At 62.7% G+C, this 14820-nt stretch carries 16 protein-coding genes; all 16 read right to left on the reverse strand.

All coding sequences use genetic code 11. The features are described 5' to 3' along the window. Positions 1-45: 45 nt before the first annotated feature. The gene (locus ACIQUF_RS10035) at positions 46-837 is read right to left on the reverse strand and encodes an amidohydrolase (protein ID WP_403131063.1); all 792 of its coding nucleotides are present in this window, start codon (positions 835-837) and stop codon (positions 46-48) included. Continuing rightward, complete coding sequence (locus tag ACIQUF_RS10040) at positions 825-1973, reverse strand: pyridoxal phosphate-dependent aminotransferase (protein WP_403131064.1); 1149 nt, start codon at positions 1971-1973, stop codon at positions 825-827. Before ACIQUF_RS10040 ends, ACIQUF_RS10035 begins: the two co-directional genes overlap by 13 nt. A 193-nt stretch (positions 1974-2166) precedes the next feature. Then, positions 2167-3630 carry a ribosome biogenesis GTPase Der gene (gene der, locus ACIQUF_RS10045; protein ID WP_403131065.1) on the reverse strand — a complete coding sequence of 488 codons (1464 nt, stop codon included), beginning with the start codon at positions 3628-3630 and terminating at the stop codon, positions 2167-2169. 117 nt (positions 3631-3747) lie between these two features. Next, entirely contained in the window at positions 3748-4890 is a 1143-nt protein-coding gene (gene bamB, locus ACIQUF_RS10050; RefSeq protein WP_403131398.1) for an outer membrane protein assembly factor BamB, read from the reverse strand. A gap of 1 nt (position 4891) precedes the next feature. After that, positions 4892-5533: a tetratricopeptide repeat protein gene (locus ACIQUF_RS10055; RefSeq protein WP_403131067.1), complete on the reverse strand. Its 642-nt coding sequence runs from the start codon at positions 5531-5533 to the stop codon at positions 4892-4894. A gap of 38 nt (positions 5534-5571) precedes the next feature. Further along, positions 5572-6861, reverse strand: a complete 1290-nt coding sequence (gene hisS, locus ACIQUF_RS10060) for a histidine--tRNA ligase (RefSeq protein WP_403131069.1) — start codon at positions 6859-6861, stop codon at positions 5572-5574. A gap of 24 nt (positions 6862-6885) precedes the next feature. Beyond that, positions 6886-7995: a flavodoxin-dependent (E)-4-hydroxy-3-methylbut-2-enyl-diphosphate synthase gene (gene ispG / locus ACIQUF_RS10065; RefSeq protein ID WP_400797472.1), complete on the reverse strand. Its 1110-nt coding sequence runs from the start codon at positions 7993-7995 to the stop codon at positions 6886-6888. A 3-nt stretch (positions 7996-7998) separates the two neighbouring features. Then, on the reverse strand, positions 7999-9027 hold the full coding sequence (locus ACIQUF_RS10070; protein WP_403131071.1) for a RodZ domain-containing protein: 1029 nt from the start codon (positions 9025-9027) through the stop codon (positions 7999-8001). Beyond that, positions 9024-9785: a type IV pilus biogenesis/stability protein PilW gene (gene pilW, locus ACIQUF_RS10075; protein ID WP_403131073.1), complete on the reverse strand. Its 762-nt coding sequence runs from the start codon at positions 9783-9785 to the stop codon at positions 9024-9026. Before pilW ends, ACIQUF_RS10070 begins: the two co-directional genes overlap by 4 nt. 12 nt (positions 9786-9797) lie before the next feature. Next, entirely contained in the window at positions 9798-10943 is a 1146-nt protein-coding gene (gene rlmN / locus ACIQUF_RS10080; protein WP_400797481.1) for a 23S rRNA (adenine(2503)-C(2))-methyltransferase RlmN, read from the reverse strand. 28 nt (positions 10944-10971) lie between these two features. Continuing rightward, a complete protein-coding gene (ndk, locus tag ACIQUF_RS10085) occupies positions 10972-11397 on the reverse strand; it encodes a nucleoside-diphosphate kinase (protein WP_033701183.1) in 426 nt (141 codons plus the stop codon). Positions 11398-11486: 89 nt separating this feature from the next. Next, positions 11487-11687, reverse strand: a complete 201-nt coding sequence (iscX, locus tag ACIQUF_RS10090) for a Fe-S cluster assembly protein IscX (protein WP_403131075.1) — start codon at positions 11685-11687, stop codon at positions 11487-11489. 10 nt (positions 11688-11697) lie between these two features. Further along, entirely contained in the window at positions 11698-12039 is a 342-nt protein-coding gene (fdx, locus tag ACIQUF_RS10095) for an ISC system 2Fe-2S type ferredoxin (protein ID WP_153787457.1), read from the reverse strand. A 3-nt stretch (positions 12040-12042) separates the two neighbouring features. After that, entirely contained in the window at positions 12043-13905 is a 1863-nt protein-coding gene (hscA, locus tag ACIQUF_RS10100) for a Fe-S protein assembly chaperone HscA (protein WP_403131076.1), read from the reverse strand. A gap of 42 nt (positions 13906-13947) precedes the next feature. Continuing rightward, the gene (gene hscB / locus ACIQUF_RS10105) at positions 13948-14469 is read right to left on the reverse strand and encodes a co-chaperone HscB (RefSeq protein ID WP_016501398.1); all 522 of its coding nucleotides are present in this window, start codon (positions 14467-14469) and stop codon (positions 13948-13950) included. Positions 14470-14477: 8 nt separating this feature from the next. Further along, positions 14478-14801 (reverse strand): iron-sulfur cluster assembly protein IscA, encoded by a 324-nt coding sequence (gene iscA / locus ACIQUF_RS10110; protein WP_403131077.1) that lies wholly within the window; start codon positions 14799-14801, stop codon positions 14478-14480. Between the last annotated feature and the right edge of the window lie 19 nt (positions 14802-14820).

Genomic DNA, 14820 nt, shown 5'->3' on the forward strand with positions numbered 1-14820 from the left:
GTACCTGTGGGAGCGGGCTTGCCCCGCGAAAGGGCCGGTACTGATTCAATGCAGCTCGAAGCTGTCGGCATCCATATTGGCCGGGAAGCGGCTCCGGTATTCCGCTAATTGCTGCGCCCACAGCTCAACCATGAACACCCCATCTGCTTCACCGGCGTTGAGCAACCTCTCGCCCTGGAAGTCCAGCACCTGGCTGTCGCCTGAATAAGCGAAACCCTTGCCATCAGTCCCCACCCGGTTCACCGCTGCCACGAAGCACAGGTTCTCGATGCCCCGCGCGGGCAACAGGCGATTCCAGTGAGCGCGCCGCGCCTTTGGCCAGTTGGCGGTGTACAGCAGCAGATCGGTGTCCTGGGCATCGCGGCTCCACACCGGGAAGCGCAGGTCGTAGCAGATCAGCGGGCGTACTCGCCAACCCTTGATTTCGAACTGTACCTGGCGCTCACCGGGGGTGTAGTGCTTGTGCTCGCCAGCCATGCGGAACAGGTGGCGCTTGTCGTAGTGCAGAATCTCACCGTCCGGGCGTGCCCACAGCAGGCGGTTGCGGTGGCTGCCATCGGCGGCCTGGATGATCACGCTGCCGGTGATCACTGCGTTGATGCGCTTGGCATGGGCCTTGAGCCATTTGTAGGTGGGGCCGTTCTCAGGCTCAGCGAGGCGCTCCGATTCCATGGAAAAGCCGGTGGTGAACATCTCGGGCAAAATCACCAGGTCGGCATCACCGGCCTGGTCGAGCAACACCTCGAAGTGCGCGTAATTGGCCTCGCGGTCGTGCCAGGCCAGGGTGGTCTGCACCAGGGCGATTTTCAGGTTGGGCAGTGCACTCAGATCGCGCATAGTTTTTCCGCTGCCTGACGCAGCGTCTCCTCACGTTTGGCAAAGCACAGGCGTACCAGGCGTTGCTCGGGGATGGGTTGCTGGTAGAAAACCGACACCGGAATGGTCGCCACGCCGTGTTCGCGGGTCAGCCACAAGGCCATGTCGACGTCGTTCAGGTCCGGGCGAATCTGCGAATAATCCACCAGTTGGAAGTAGGTGCCGGCCGTGCGCTGGAAACTGAAACGCGAGCTTTGCAGCAGGTCGCAGAACAGGTCGCGCTTGGCCTGGTAGAAGCCTGGCAGCTCGTCGAGGTGCTGCGGATGCTCGGCCATGAAATCGGCCAGCGCGCACTGCAACGGCGTGACCCCGCAGAAGTTGACGTACTGATGCACCTTGCGCAGCTCGGCGCTCAAGGCCGCAGGGGCAATGACATAGCCGGTTTTCCAACCGGTGACATGGTAGGTCTTGCCGAACGAACTGACCACGAAGGCCCTTTCATAGAGTGCTTGATGTGCCAGCACGCTGGCGTGGCGTACGCCGTCGTAGACCAGATGCTCGTAGACCTCGTCGCTGACCAGGTAGATATCCCGATCTGCGATCAACTGCGCCAGTTGGTCGAGGTCTTCAGCGGTGATCAGCGCGCCGCTGGGGTTGTGCGGCGAGTTGAGGATGACCATGCGCGTACCCGGACTCAAGGCATCGCTGAAGCGCTGCCAGTCGATACGAAAATCGCCGTCGCTCAGTTGCACATGCACGCAGCGGCCACCGGCCAGCTCCACGGATGGCTCGTAGCTGTCGTAGCACGGGTCGAAGACGATCACCTCATCACCGGGGTGGATCACAGCCTGGATGGCGCAGAAGATCGCCTCGGTGGCACCTGGGGTGATGGTCACTTCCTGGTCGGCATCCACCTTGGCGCCGTACAGCCGCTCGACCTTGGCCGCGACCTGCTGGCGCAGCGCCGGCAAGCCGGTCATGGGTGCGTACTGGTTATGCCCGGCGGACACATGGCGGCCGACCGCATCGAGCAGCGCCTGCGGGCCATTGAAGTCGGGAAAACCCTGGGAAAGGTTGAGCGCACCGGTTTGCACGGCGAGCTGGGACATGGTGGTGAAGATGGTCGTGCCGACGTTCGGCAGTTTGCTGCGGATCATGAAGCCCTCTTTCCTGGGGTGTATCCGGCACGGGGTTGGAGTCCGAGCATAGCGGATCGAGCAGTCAGGAAAAAGGTTGAAACAATAGGGGGATTGCGTTGGATCAACTGGCCTCTTCGCGGCTGAAGCCGCTCCTACAGGTCTGTACCCATCCTGTGGGAGCGGCTTCAGCCGCGAAGCGGTCGACGCGGCATCAGCGCTTGTCGCGGCGCTTCTTCTCGGCCTTCTTGTGGTGCGACATCAAGCGGCGCTTCTTGTTGACCTGGCGGTCGGTGAGGGTGTTCTTCTTACCCTCGTACGGGTTCTCACCGCCCTTGTACTCGATGCGGATCGGCGTACCGACCAGCTTGAGCACACGGCGGTAGGTGTTTTCCAGGTAACGCGAGTAAGACTTCGGAATCTTCTCGGTCTGGTTGCCGTGGATCACGATCAGCGGCGGGTTGGCACCACCCAGGTGGGCATAGCGCAGCTTGATGCGGCGGCCGTTGACCAGCGGCGGCTGGTGCTCGCTGACCGCATCTTCGAGAATCTGCGTCAGGCGGCTGGTTGGCCAGCGGGTGACCGCCGACTTGAAGGCGGCCTGTACCGACTTGTACAGGTTGCCCACGCCGGTGCCGTGCAATGCCGAAATGAAGTGGATGTCAGCGAAATCGACGAAGAACAGCCGACGCTCCAACTCGGTCTTCACGTAGTCGCGCTCACCCGGCTCCATGCCATCCCACTTGTTCAGGGCGATGACGATGGCGCGGCCGGCTTCGAGGGCGAAGCCCAGCAGGTTGAGGTCGTGGTCGACCACACCTTCGCGGGCATCCATGACGAAGATCACCACGTTGGCGTCCTTGATCGCCTGCAGGGTCTTCACCACCGAGAACTTTTCGACTTCCTCGTGGATCTTGCCGCGCTTGCGCACCCCGGCGGTGTCGATGAAGGTGTACTTCTCGTTATCGCGCTCGAACGGGATGTAGATACTGTCGCGGGTGGTACCCGGCTGGTCGTAGACCACCACGCGCTCTTCGCCGAGCATGCGGTTGACCAGGGTCGACTTGCCCACGTTCGGGCGGCCGATGATGGCGATCTTGATGCCATCCTTTTCGCTCGGGCCAGGGATGCGTACCGCTTCCTCGCCTTCGGCGACTTCCTGGTCCAGGGCTTCTTCCTCGGCATCACGAGGAATATGACCCAGTACCGACTCCATCAGCTGGTTGATACCACGGCCCTGGGAACCTGCCACCGGAATGGCGTTGCCCATGCCCAGCGGCGAGAACTCGGCGCGGGCGACATCGGCGTCGATGTTGTCGATCTTGTTGGCAACCAGGATCGCCGACTTGTTGCGCTTGCGCAGGTGCTCGGCAATCATCTGGTCTGCCGCAGTCATGCCCGCACGGGCATCGACCAGAAACAGCACATAGTCGGCTTCTTCGATGGCCATCAGCGACTGCTCGGCCATCTTCTCGTCCATGCCCACTTCGTCACCGGTGATACCACCGGTGTCGATCAGGATGTACGAACGACCCTGCCAGCTGGCATCACCATACTGGCGGTCACGGGTCAGGCCCGACAGGTCACCGACGATGGCATCGCGGGTTTTGGTCAGGCGGTTGAACATGGTGGATTTGCCGACGTTCGGCCGTCCCACCAGGGCGATTACGGGAACCATGCGGCTCTCCATTCTTGAATTCTTGAAAATGCAAAGGCCGCTGCAGTGCAGCGGCCGGAGTTCGGGCGGCGTGTCCTACGCCGCAGCTTGAAGCCCGCCAAGGCTTCAAGCATAGCTTCAGCGGATGGTCAGTGCCTCGAGCTTGCCGCTGTTGCCAAAGACGTAGATGGTGTCGCCGACCACAAGTGGGCGGGCGCGCAGGCCATCGCTGTCGATACGTTCACGGCCGACGAAACGGCCGTCGACCTGGCTGAGCAGGTGCAGGTAACCTTCGAAGTCACCGACAGCCACATAGCTGGAGAAGACTTCCGGAGCCGACAACTGACGGCGCGCCATCGAATCGTTGGTCCACAGGGCGCTGGAAGAGCGCTCGTCGACGCTCTCGACAGTACCCGAAGCTTCGCTGACATAGACGTTGCCGTAACCCTGGGCGACACCCACGTAGCTGGACGCATCACGCTGCCAGACCACACGGCCGCTTTCCAGGTCCAGGCCCGCAACGCGGCCCTGGTAGGTGCTGACGTACAGAGTACCACCGGACAACAGCAGGCCGCCGTCGATATCGACCACGCGGTCCAACTCGGAACGGCCCTGCGGGATGGCCACACGGCTCTCCCACACCGGCACGCCGTTGTTGATATCCACCGCCACCACCTTGCCGGTGGACAGGCCGGCGACGGCCAGGCGGTTGGTGGCGATCGGCGCACCGGTGCCACGCAGGGTCAAAACGGCCGGGGTGTTCTCGTAGATCCAGCGGCGGTCACCGGTCGCGGCATCGAGGCCGATCAGGCGGTCGTCCTGGGTCTGCACCACCACAACGTCACCGTTGTTGGCAGGCGGCGCCAGCACTTCACTGGTAACGCGCGAGCGCCAGCGTTCTTCACCGGTGCTGGAGTCCAGGGCAATCACTTCACCCTTGAGGGTGCCGAGCATGACCAGGCCGTAGCCTACGCCAACGGCGCCGGAAACCGGCAGCTCCAGATCCTTCTTCCACACCACGTCACCGGTGAGGCGGTCGAGGGCAAAGACTTCGCCGTTGACGTCGGAGGCGTAGATACGGTCGTTTTCGATGGCCGGTACCAGGGTGTTGTACGTCTCGCCCTGGCCGTCACCGATCGAACGGCTCCACTGCTTTTTCAGCACCACTTCTTCGGTGAACTTGGTCAGCTCGGCCGGAGGCAGTTCCTTCTTGCTGTTGCTGCTGCAACCTGCGGCCAGTACGGCCAGGGTCAGCACTGCTGCTTGTTTCCAACCGATCACGTCACGCGTCCCCTTTGGCCAGGTCATCCAGCTTCAGTTGCAGGCCACCGACCGCTGCTTCATCAGAAAGCGCAGCCTTGGCTTTTTCATAAGCACTGTGGGCATCGTCAGCGCGACCCAGTTGCACCAGCAGGTCACCCTTCAATTCTTCACGGCTGGCGAGGAAGGCCTTGTCGGCGTCGCCGTCGAGCAGCTTGAGCGCATCTTCGGCCTTGTCCTGGGCCGCAAGCACGCGAGCCAGGCGCTGGCGCGAGATCTCGCCCAGGGTGACGTCGGCCGGCTTGTCCAGCACCGCCTTGAGCTCGGCAGCGGCGTCATCGAGCTTGCCGCTTTCTACCGCGACCTTGGCCACGAACAGGCTGCCGTATTGGGCGTAGGCGGTACCGCCGAATTCGCTCTTGAGCTTGCCGGACAGTTCCGCGACCTTGGTCGCATCTGGCTGGCCGCTCGGCGTCAGGCTGGTTTCAAGCAGCGCCTGATACAGCTGCGAGGCGCCTTGCGACTGGTTGCTCTGGTACTTCTGCCAGGTATTCCAGCCCAGCACCACCACACCGGCCAGCAACGCGCCGGTCAGCAGCGGCTTGCCGTTGCGGTTCCACCAGTCCTTGACCCCTGCCAGGTCATCATCATCGGTACTCGACACCCCAATACTCCTTTTCGCCTATTCGTTGTTGAACCGCGTTACGCCTGAGCGATCGCGGTTTCCAGGTGCTCAGCCAGAGCATCCCAGGCAATGTTCTGTTGTTCGCCCTGACCACGCAGGGGCTTGAGGCCGATCTCTTGCTTGGCCAGCTCGTCGTCGCCCAGGATCAGGGCAAACAGCGCGCCGCTCTTGTCGGCTTTCTTGAACTGGCTCTTGAAGCTGCCGCCGCCGGCGTTGACCGCCAGGCGCAGGCCCGGCAGGCGATCACGCAGGGCTTCGGACAGGCGCAGGCCAGCCAGCTCGGCCTGTTCGCCGAAGGCGCACAGGTAAACGTCGATCTGGCGGTTGATGGACTCCGGCACCTTGCCGAGGGTTTCCAGCAGCAGGATCAGGCGCTCGATACCCATGGCGAAGCCAACGCCAGTGGTCGGCTTGCCGCCCATCTGCTCGACCAGGCCATCGTAGCGGCCACCGGCACAGACGGTGCCCTGGGCGCCGAGCTTGTCCGTGACCCACTCGAACACGGTCTTGCTGTAATAGTCCAGGCCACGCACCAGCTTGGTGTTGATCACGAACGGGATACCGGCGGCGTCCAGGCGGGCCTTGAGGCCCTCGAAGTGCATGCGGGAATCTTCGTCGAGGTAGTCTTCCAGCTTCGGCGCACCAACCAGTACCGCCTGGGTGCCCTGGTCCTTGCTGTCGAGGATGCGCAGCGGGTTGCTCTTGAGACGGCGCTGGCTGTCTTCGTCGAGCTGCTCCAGGCGCGCCGAGAGAAACTCGACCAGCGCGTCACGGTAGCGGGCACGGGCTTCGCTGGTGCCCAGGCTGTTCAATTCGAGCTTGACCGCGTCCTGGATGCCGAGCAGGCCCCACAGGCGCCAGGTCAGCATGATCAGTTCGGCGTCGATATCCGGACCGTCCAGGTTGAACACTTCCACGCCGATCTGGTGGAACTGGCGGTAGCGGCCTTTCTGCGGGCGTTCGTGGCGGAACATCTGGCCGATGTACCACAGTTTCTGCACCTGACCATTGCCGGTGATGCCGTGTTCGAGCACCGCGCGCACGCAGGCGGCGGTACCTTCGGGGCGCAGGGTCAGCGAGTCGCCGTTGCGGTCCTCGAAGGTGTACATCTCTTTTTCGACGATGTCGGTGACTTCACCGATGGAGCGCTTGAACAGCTCGGTGAACTCGACGATCGGCGTGCGGATCTGGCTGTACCCGTAGGTATCCAGTAGGCCGGCCACGGTGCCTTCGAAGTAGCGCCACAGCGGCGACTGCTCTGGCAGGATGTCGTTCATGCCACGGATGGCTTGCAGCGATTTGCTCACGAAAAGTCCTTACGAATCTGTGTGTCAGCCGCGGGCGATCAGCGCCGCTTCGGCCTCGACCTTTTCGGCCGCTTTCTGGCGGATGAGCTTTTCCAGCTCATCGACCAGGTTGTCATTGGTCAGCTTCTGCGCCGGCTTGCCGTCGATGTAGATCAGGTTCGGCGTGCCACCGGTCAGCCCGACGTGGGCTTCCTTGGCTTCGCCGGGGCCATTGACCACGCAACCGATCACCGCCACGTCCAGCGGTACCAACAGGTCTTCCAGGCGCCCTTCCAGCTCGTTCATGGTCTTTACCACATCGAAGTTCTGCCGCGAGCAGCTCGGGCAGGCGATGAAGTTGATGCCACGCGAACGCAGGTGCAACGACTTGAGGATGTCGTAACCGACCTTCACTTCCTCAACCGGGTCGGCCGCCAGGGAAATACGGATGGTATCGCCGATGCCTTCGGCCAGCAGCATACCGAGGCCGACAGCGGATTTCACCGTGCCCGAGCGCAGGCCACCGGCTTCGGTGATCCCTAAGTGCAGCGGCTGGATGATCTGCTTGGCCAGCAGGCGGTAAGCCTCGACGGCCATGAACACGTCGGAGGCTTTTACGCTGACCTTGAAGTCCTGGAAATTCAGACGGTCGAGGTGCTCGACGTGGCGCAAGGCAGACTCGACCAGCGCGGCTGGGGTCGGCTCGCCGTACTTCTTCTGCAGGTCTTTTTCCAGGGAGCCGGCGTTGACCCCGATGCGGATCGGGATACCGCGATCGCGAGCGGCATCGACCACTGCCTTCACACGGTCTTCACGGCCGATGTTGCCTGGGTTGATGCGCAGGCAATCGACGCCCAGTTCGGCCACGCGCAGGGCGATCTTGTAGTCGAAATGGATGTCGGCGACCAGGGGCACGCTGACCAACTTCTTGATCTTGCCGAATGCCTCGGCGGCGTCCATGTCTGGTACCGAAACGCGGACGATGTCGACGCCGGCATCGACCAGGCGCTGGATCTGCCCCACGGTGGCGGCGACGTCGTTGGTATCGGTGTTGGTCATGCTCTGCACCGCGATGGGGGCATCACCACCCACCGGCACATTGCCGACCCAGATTTTGCGGGATTCGCGACGTTTGATCGGAGATTCGCCGTGCATGACTTACTGTCCCAACTTCAGGCGAGCGGTCTCGCCACTGGTGAACGGGGCAACATCGACGGCCTGGCCGTTGTAGCTGACCTGGGCACCACGGGCAAAGCCCAGGCGGACCGCGAACGGCGGCTTGCCGGTCAGTTCCAGGTTGTCGCCCTTGCGCTTGATGGCGCTGAACAGCACCTTGCCGTTGCCGTCGGAGACCTGGGTCCAGCAATCGGCAGTGAACTGGATCGCGACCTTGGCGCTGCCAGCGGGTGCGGCGGCAGGCTCGGCGGCAGCGGCGACAGTCGGCACGCTGGCTGCGGGTACCACTGGGGCGGCCTGGGCTACCGGGGCGGCAGGTGCAACGGGTGTCGCAGTCGATGCTGCGGTTTGTGCTGGGGCCTGCTGTACCGGAGCGGGTGCTGCAGCGGCTGGAGCGGCTGGAGCGGCTTCGCTGGTGGCTTCGGCAACCGGCTCGGCTGGGGCCTGCTGCAGCGGCAGCGGCGCACTCTCGGCCTGCTGGCCCACGCTCACGGCCTGGTCTTCAGGCTCGTCCAGCGGGTGAATCTGGGTGGTGCCGTCGGCGCTTTCGACTTCGACATGCTCCAGCGCAATCTTGGCCAGGTCTTTGCCAGGCAGACTGCCCTGGTCCTGCCACCAGATGAAGCTGCCGCCGACCACGGTAAGCAGCAGCAACAGGCTGACACCGCGCAGGATGTTGTGCGACAGGCGCACCGGCTCTTCGATGCGGCCCAGCGAATGCACGTCGCTGCCCTTGGCATGGGTACCGGTGTACTGATCGAAGGCCTCGACCAGCGGCGCCTGGTCCAGGTCCATGAGTTTGGCGTAGGCACGGATATAGCCACGGGCGAAGGTATGACCTGGCAGCTTGTCGAAGGCGCCGGATTCCACGTGGTTCAGCGAACTTACGGTGAGGTTGAGCTTGCGGGCCACCTCGGCTTGCGACCACTCCCGTTTTTCGCGGGCCTGGCGCAACAGCTCACCGGGGTTCTGGCCAGTCGCTGCTGCTACTTCGGGATGCGCGGCTTTCATCGTTGCTCCGACAGGTATTGCTGATATTCCGGCGTACCGGGATAAAGTCGTTGTAATTGCTGACCCAGGTCGGCCAGTGTGCCCTGCTCGTCGAACACCCGGGCAAGACGGCTACCCAGCAAGAGGCTGCGGGCACTGTGATCGCTCAGCTGGCTGAAACGATCGTAGTAGTCCTGCGCCGGCACATAATGCCTGTTTTCGTAGGACAACTCAGCCATTTCCAGCAACGCCCTGGGTTGCCGCTGGTTGAGTTGCAAGGCCTTGGTCAGATACGCCTGAGCCTGGTCACGGTTGTCGAGCTGCAAGGCCGTCAGGCCAAGGTTCTCGTACACTCGCGAGCGTTCAGGATACAGGGTATCGGCGCTGGCCTGGCGAAACATCTGCTCGGCTTCGGCGAAACGCTGCTGAGCATATAGGAAACTGCCGTAATTGTTGCGAATTCGCGTGTCGTCCGAGCGCGCCGACAGCGCTTTTTTGAAGTGTTCCTCAGCCAGCGAGGGCTCGCCTTCGGCCTGGAACACCAAAGCCAGCGCAGCGTGGGCGTCGGCATCTTTGGCGTCCAGCGCCAGTGCCTTGCCCAGTGGAGCCTTGGCCTGCTCCGTCAAACCTTGTTGCAAATAGCCAAGCCCCAACTGCACGTACGCTCGCCCTGCCTCCACTCGCCCCTGGCGATTGGCCAGGGGGTCACTTGCGCCACCCGACACACAGCCGGCCAGCAGCAAAAGCGCAAGGATCGACAGCGCGGTGCGCAAGGTCATGGTGGCCCTTACTCAGTGGCGCACGGCGCTGTCTGCAAGCTCAGCGTCGGCAGAGAGCTGGCGTACGGCGATGTAGCGCTCGCTGCGGCGGGTGCGGTCATTGACCTGACCGACCAGCTGGCCACAGGCAGCGTCGATGTCGTCGCCACGGGTGGTTCGCGTGGTGACGTTGAAACCACCGTGGTGGAGCATATCCTGGAAACGGCGAATAGCATTGTTGCTTGGGCGCTCGTAACCGGAATGCGGGAACGGGTTGAACGGGATCAGGTTGATCTTGCACGGCACGTCACGCAGCAGTTCGATCATCTGCGCGGCATGCTCAGGCTGGTCGTTGACGTCCTTGAGCAAGGTGTACTCGACCGTCAGCACACGCTTGCCACCCAAGGTGGCCATGTAGCCCATGCACGATTCCAGCAGCACCTTCAACGGGTACTTCTTGTTGATCGGCACCAGCTGATTGCGCAGTTCGTCGTTCGGCGCGTGCAGCGACAGGGCCAGCGACACGTCGATGTGCTTGGCCAGCTCGTCGATCATCGGCACCACGCCCGAGGTGGACAGGGTGACGCGACGCTTGGAAATGCCATACCCCAGGTCATCCATCATGATTTTCATGGCGGCGATGACATTGTCGAAATTCAGCAGAGGCTCGCCCATGCCCATCATCACCACGTTGGTAATCGCGCGGTCGACTTTGGCCGGGACGGTCCCGAAGGATTTGTTGGCAAGCCACACCTGGCCGATCACTTCGGCGGCGGTGAGGTTGCTGTTGAAGCCTTGCTTGCCGGTGGAGCAGAAACTGCAGTCCAGGGCGCAGCCGGCTTGCGACGATACGCACAAGGTGCCGCGGTCGTCGGTAGGAATGTAGACGGTCTCGACGCAGCTGCCGGAGGCAACGCGGATCACCCATTTACGGGTGCCGTCGGCGGAAATGTCTTCACTGACCACTTCCGGAGGACGAATTTCGGCAACGGCCTCGAGCTTTTCGCGCAAGGCCTTGCCGACGTTCGTCATGGCGGCGAAATCATCGACGCCAAAATGGTGAATCCATTTCATCACCTGGCCGGCACGGAAGCGCTTCTCCCCGATTGAGTCGAAGAATTGTTCCATTTCCGGCTGGGTCAGACCCAACAGGTTGATTTTGCCAGTAGATGTCGTCATGGATTCACCCTCACCCGTAAGCTTTCGCTTAGCGAGTGGTTACCTCGGTAGCAGCGAAGAAGTAAGCGATTTCGCGAGCAGCGGCAGCTTCGGAGTCCGAACCGTGAACGGCGTTGGCGTCGATCGACTCGGCGAAGTCAGCACGGATGGTGCCGGCAGCAGCTTCTTTAGGGTTGGTGGCGCCCATCAGCTCACGGTTCAGAGCGATGGCGTTTTCGCCTTCCAGAACCTGAACAACGACTGGACCGGAAGTCATGAAGGCAACCAGGTCACCGAAGAAGCCGCGCTCGCTGTGCTCAGCGTAGAAGCCTTCGGCTTCGGCTTTGGACAGTTGCTTGATTTTCGAAGCAACGATTTTCAGGCCGGCGTCTTCGAAGCGAGTGGTGATCTTGCCGATAACGTTTTTGGCAACGGCGTCAGGCTTGATGATCGAGAAAGTACGTTGAACAGCCATGGAAAACTCCAGAATATGAGTATTGCGAAAAATTAAACCCGCGAATTATACGCGGGTTCATAGGGATTGCCTAACCTGCGGTGTCACGCTTAGTCGGCTTCGTCGATCCAGGCCGCCTGGATGGCCTCCAGCACTTTCTCACCGCCACGTGACGGATCGTCGCTAAACGCTGGCAAGGCCAGGACCCAGCGGTGCAGGTCTACGAAATTCACATAACGAGGATCGACGTCCGGCTTGCTTTCTGCAAGCTGGATGGCGATCTCAAGTACATCAACCCATTTCAGACTCATGCCAAACTCCTCAGTGCGGCGCTTCGGCAGCGTGGTTGAGCGAATATTTGGGGATCTCGATGGTCAGGTCTTCATCCGCCACGACCACCTGGCAGCCGAGGCGCGACTGGGCCTCCAGGCCCCAGGCCTTGTCCAGCATGTCTTCTTCCAGCTCGTCGGCTTCTTCGAGCGAGTCGAAACCTTTGCGAACAATACAGTGGCATGTGGTGCAGGCCTTGACGCCACCGCAGGCGCTTTCCATCTCGATGTGATGGTCGTGGGCCAGCTCCAGGATGTTGGTCCCGACCGGCACCTCCACGGTCAGCCCCTCGGGGCAGAATTTCTCGTGCGGCAGGAATGTCACCAGCGGCATCGGTTACTCCTCGATCTCATTCAGGTTGCGCCCGGCCAGTGCGGCTTTGACCGTCGAATCAAGGCGACGGGCGGCAAATGCATCGGTCACCTGCGACAGACGCTTGGTCTGTTGCTCGATGGCGGGGCCATCGGTGCCGGTCAGCAAATCACGTAGTTCTTGCATCTGGAATTCGATGGCTTCGCGCTCTTCACTGCTGAGCAGGCGCTCGCCATCGGCGTCCAGGGCGCCCTGTACCGCTTCGAGCAGGCGTTCGCCGTCGACCTGGTGCTCACGCAACTGGCGGGCCTGCTTGTCGGTGCCGGCGTGCTCGAAGGAGTCCTTGAGCATGCGTGCGATTTCGCCGTCGGTCAGGCCGTAGGACGGTTTGACCTGGATGCCAGCCTCGACGCCCGAGCCCAGTTCGCGGGCAGCGACGCTGAGCAGGCCGTCGGCATCGACCTGGAAGGTGACGCGGATTTTCGCCGCACCGGCAACCATAGCGGGGATGCCACGCAGCTCGAAGCGCGCCAGCGAGCGGCAATCGCTGATCAGCTCGCGCTCGCCTTGCAGCACGTGGATCATCATGGCCGACTGGCCATCTTTATAGGTGGTGAATTCCTGGGCGCGCGCTACCGGAATGGTGGTGTTGCGCGGGATCACCTTCTCCATCAGCCCGCCCATGGTCTCAAGCCCCAGGGACAGCGGGATGACGTCGAGCAACAGCAGTTCGCCACCTTCGCGGCGGTTTCCGGCGAGGGTGTCGGCCTGGATGGCAGCGCCGATGGCGACCACCTGGTCGGGGTCGATCGACGTCAGCGGGGTGCGGCCGAACAGCGTACCAACCGCCTCACGCACACGCGGCACGCGGGTCGAACCACCGACCATGACCACCGCACCCACTTCCTCAAGCTCGACACCGCTGTCGCGTACGGCGCGGCGGCAAGCCTTGAGGCTGCGGGCGATCAGCGGCTCGATCATGGCCTCGAAAGCGGCGCGGCTCAGTTCGCCCTGCCAGGCGCCATGACTGACGCTGACCACGTCGGCATCGGTCAGGGCTTCCTTGGCGGCGCAGGCAGCTTGCAGCAGCTGGCGCTGGGTGGACGGGTCGAGGTCGGAGGACAACCCAGCCTGCTCGATGATCCAACCGGCAATGGCGTGATCGAAATCGTCGCCACCCAGGGCGGTGTCGCCACCGGTCGCCAGCACTTCGAAGACACCGGCAGTCAGGCGCAGGATGGAAATGTCGAAAGTACCGCCACCCAGGTCATAGATGGCCACCAGGCCTTCGGCATTCTGGTCCAGGCCATAGGCCACGGCAGCGGCAGTCGGCTCGTTGAGCAGACGCAGCACGTTCAGCCCGGCCAGCTTGGCCGCATCCTTGGTCGCCTGGCGCTGGGCATCGTCGAAATACGCCGGCACGGTGATCACCGCACCGACCAGATCACCACCCAGAGTCGCTTCAGCGCGCTCGCGCAGCACCTTGAGGATGTCGGCGGACACTTGCACCGGGCTTTTCGGGCCTTGGACCGTATCGATGAACGGCATGTGCGATTCGCCGCCAATGAAGCGGTACGGCAACTGCTCGCCCAACTGCTTCACATCGGCCAGGCCGCGCCCCATCAGGCGCTTGACCGAAAGCACGGTGTTCAGCGGGTCGCTGGCGGCCGCCTCGCGCGCAGCCAGGCCGACCTCGTTGTGGTCAGCCAGGTAACGCACTGCGGAGGGCAGAATGACGTTGCCCTGCACATCGGGCAGGGGCTCGCTGCGACCGCTGCGCACGGCAGCGACCAGAGAATTGGTGGTACCCAGGTCGATTCCCACCGCCAGGCGGCGCTGGTGCGGCTGGGGGCTTTGACCGGGTTCGGCGATCTGCAGTAGGGCCATGCTTATCTGAATACCTTAGGCGTCGTCACGGGCAACGCCGGGTTAATCGTCGAGGCGCTCTTCCAGTTGGCGCACTTCTTGAGCGAGCTTGTCGAGGAACTGCATGCGGCGCATCAGGCGCTCGGCCTTGTCGCGCTCGGCAGGCACATCCCAGCAGGCGGCGAAATCCTCGTTCAGCGTGTCCTGGGCACCTTTGAGGCGCTTCTTGAACACGGCCACGCCGTCGAGGTCGGCTTCGTCCTGCAGCTCTTCGAGCTCTTCACGCCACTGCATCTGCTGCAGCAGGAAGTCAGGGTCGTGGACCGTGACCTCCTGGGGCACTTCGTGACCGCCAATGGCCAGCAGGTAGCGGGCACGGCGCGGCGCACTGCGCAGGGTCTGGTAGGCGTCGTTGAGGGCCGCGGACTTTTCCAGCGCTACCCGCTGCTCACGCTCGGAAGCGTCGGCAAAACGGTCGGGATGGACCTCACGGGCCAACTCGCGGTAGCGAGTGGCCAACTTGTCGAGGTCCAGCCGGAAGCACGGCTGGAGATCAAACAGAGCGTAATGACAAGGAGTACCCACAGCCAGCCTCAGACGTTGAAGCTTTCGCCGCAGCCACACTCACCGCGCACGTTGGGGTTGTTGAACTTGAAGCCTTCGTTCAACCCTTCCTTGACGAAGTCGAGCTCGGTGCCATCGAGGTACACCAGGCTCTTGGGGTCGATGATGACCTTCACGCCGTGGTTCTCGAACACCTGGTCCTCTGCGGCCAGCTCGTCGACGAACTCCAGCACGTAGGCCAGGCCCGAGCAGCCGGTGGTACGCACGGCCAGGCGGATACCCTCGCCCTTGCCGCGCCCATCCAGGGAACGCCGCACGTGGTTGGCGGCGGCTTCTGTCATGCTGATAGCCATCGGAACTCCTTACCTCTTA

It is taken from the genome of Pseudomonas sp. NPDC090233 (assembly GCF_044772285.1).
Classification (GTDB): domain Bacteria; phylum Pseudomonadota; class Gammaproteobacteria; order Pseudomonadales; family Pseudomonadaceae; genus Aquipseudomonas.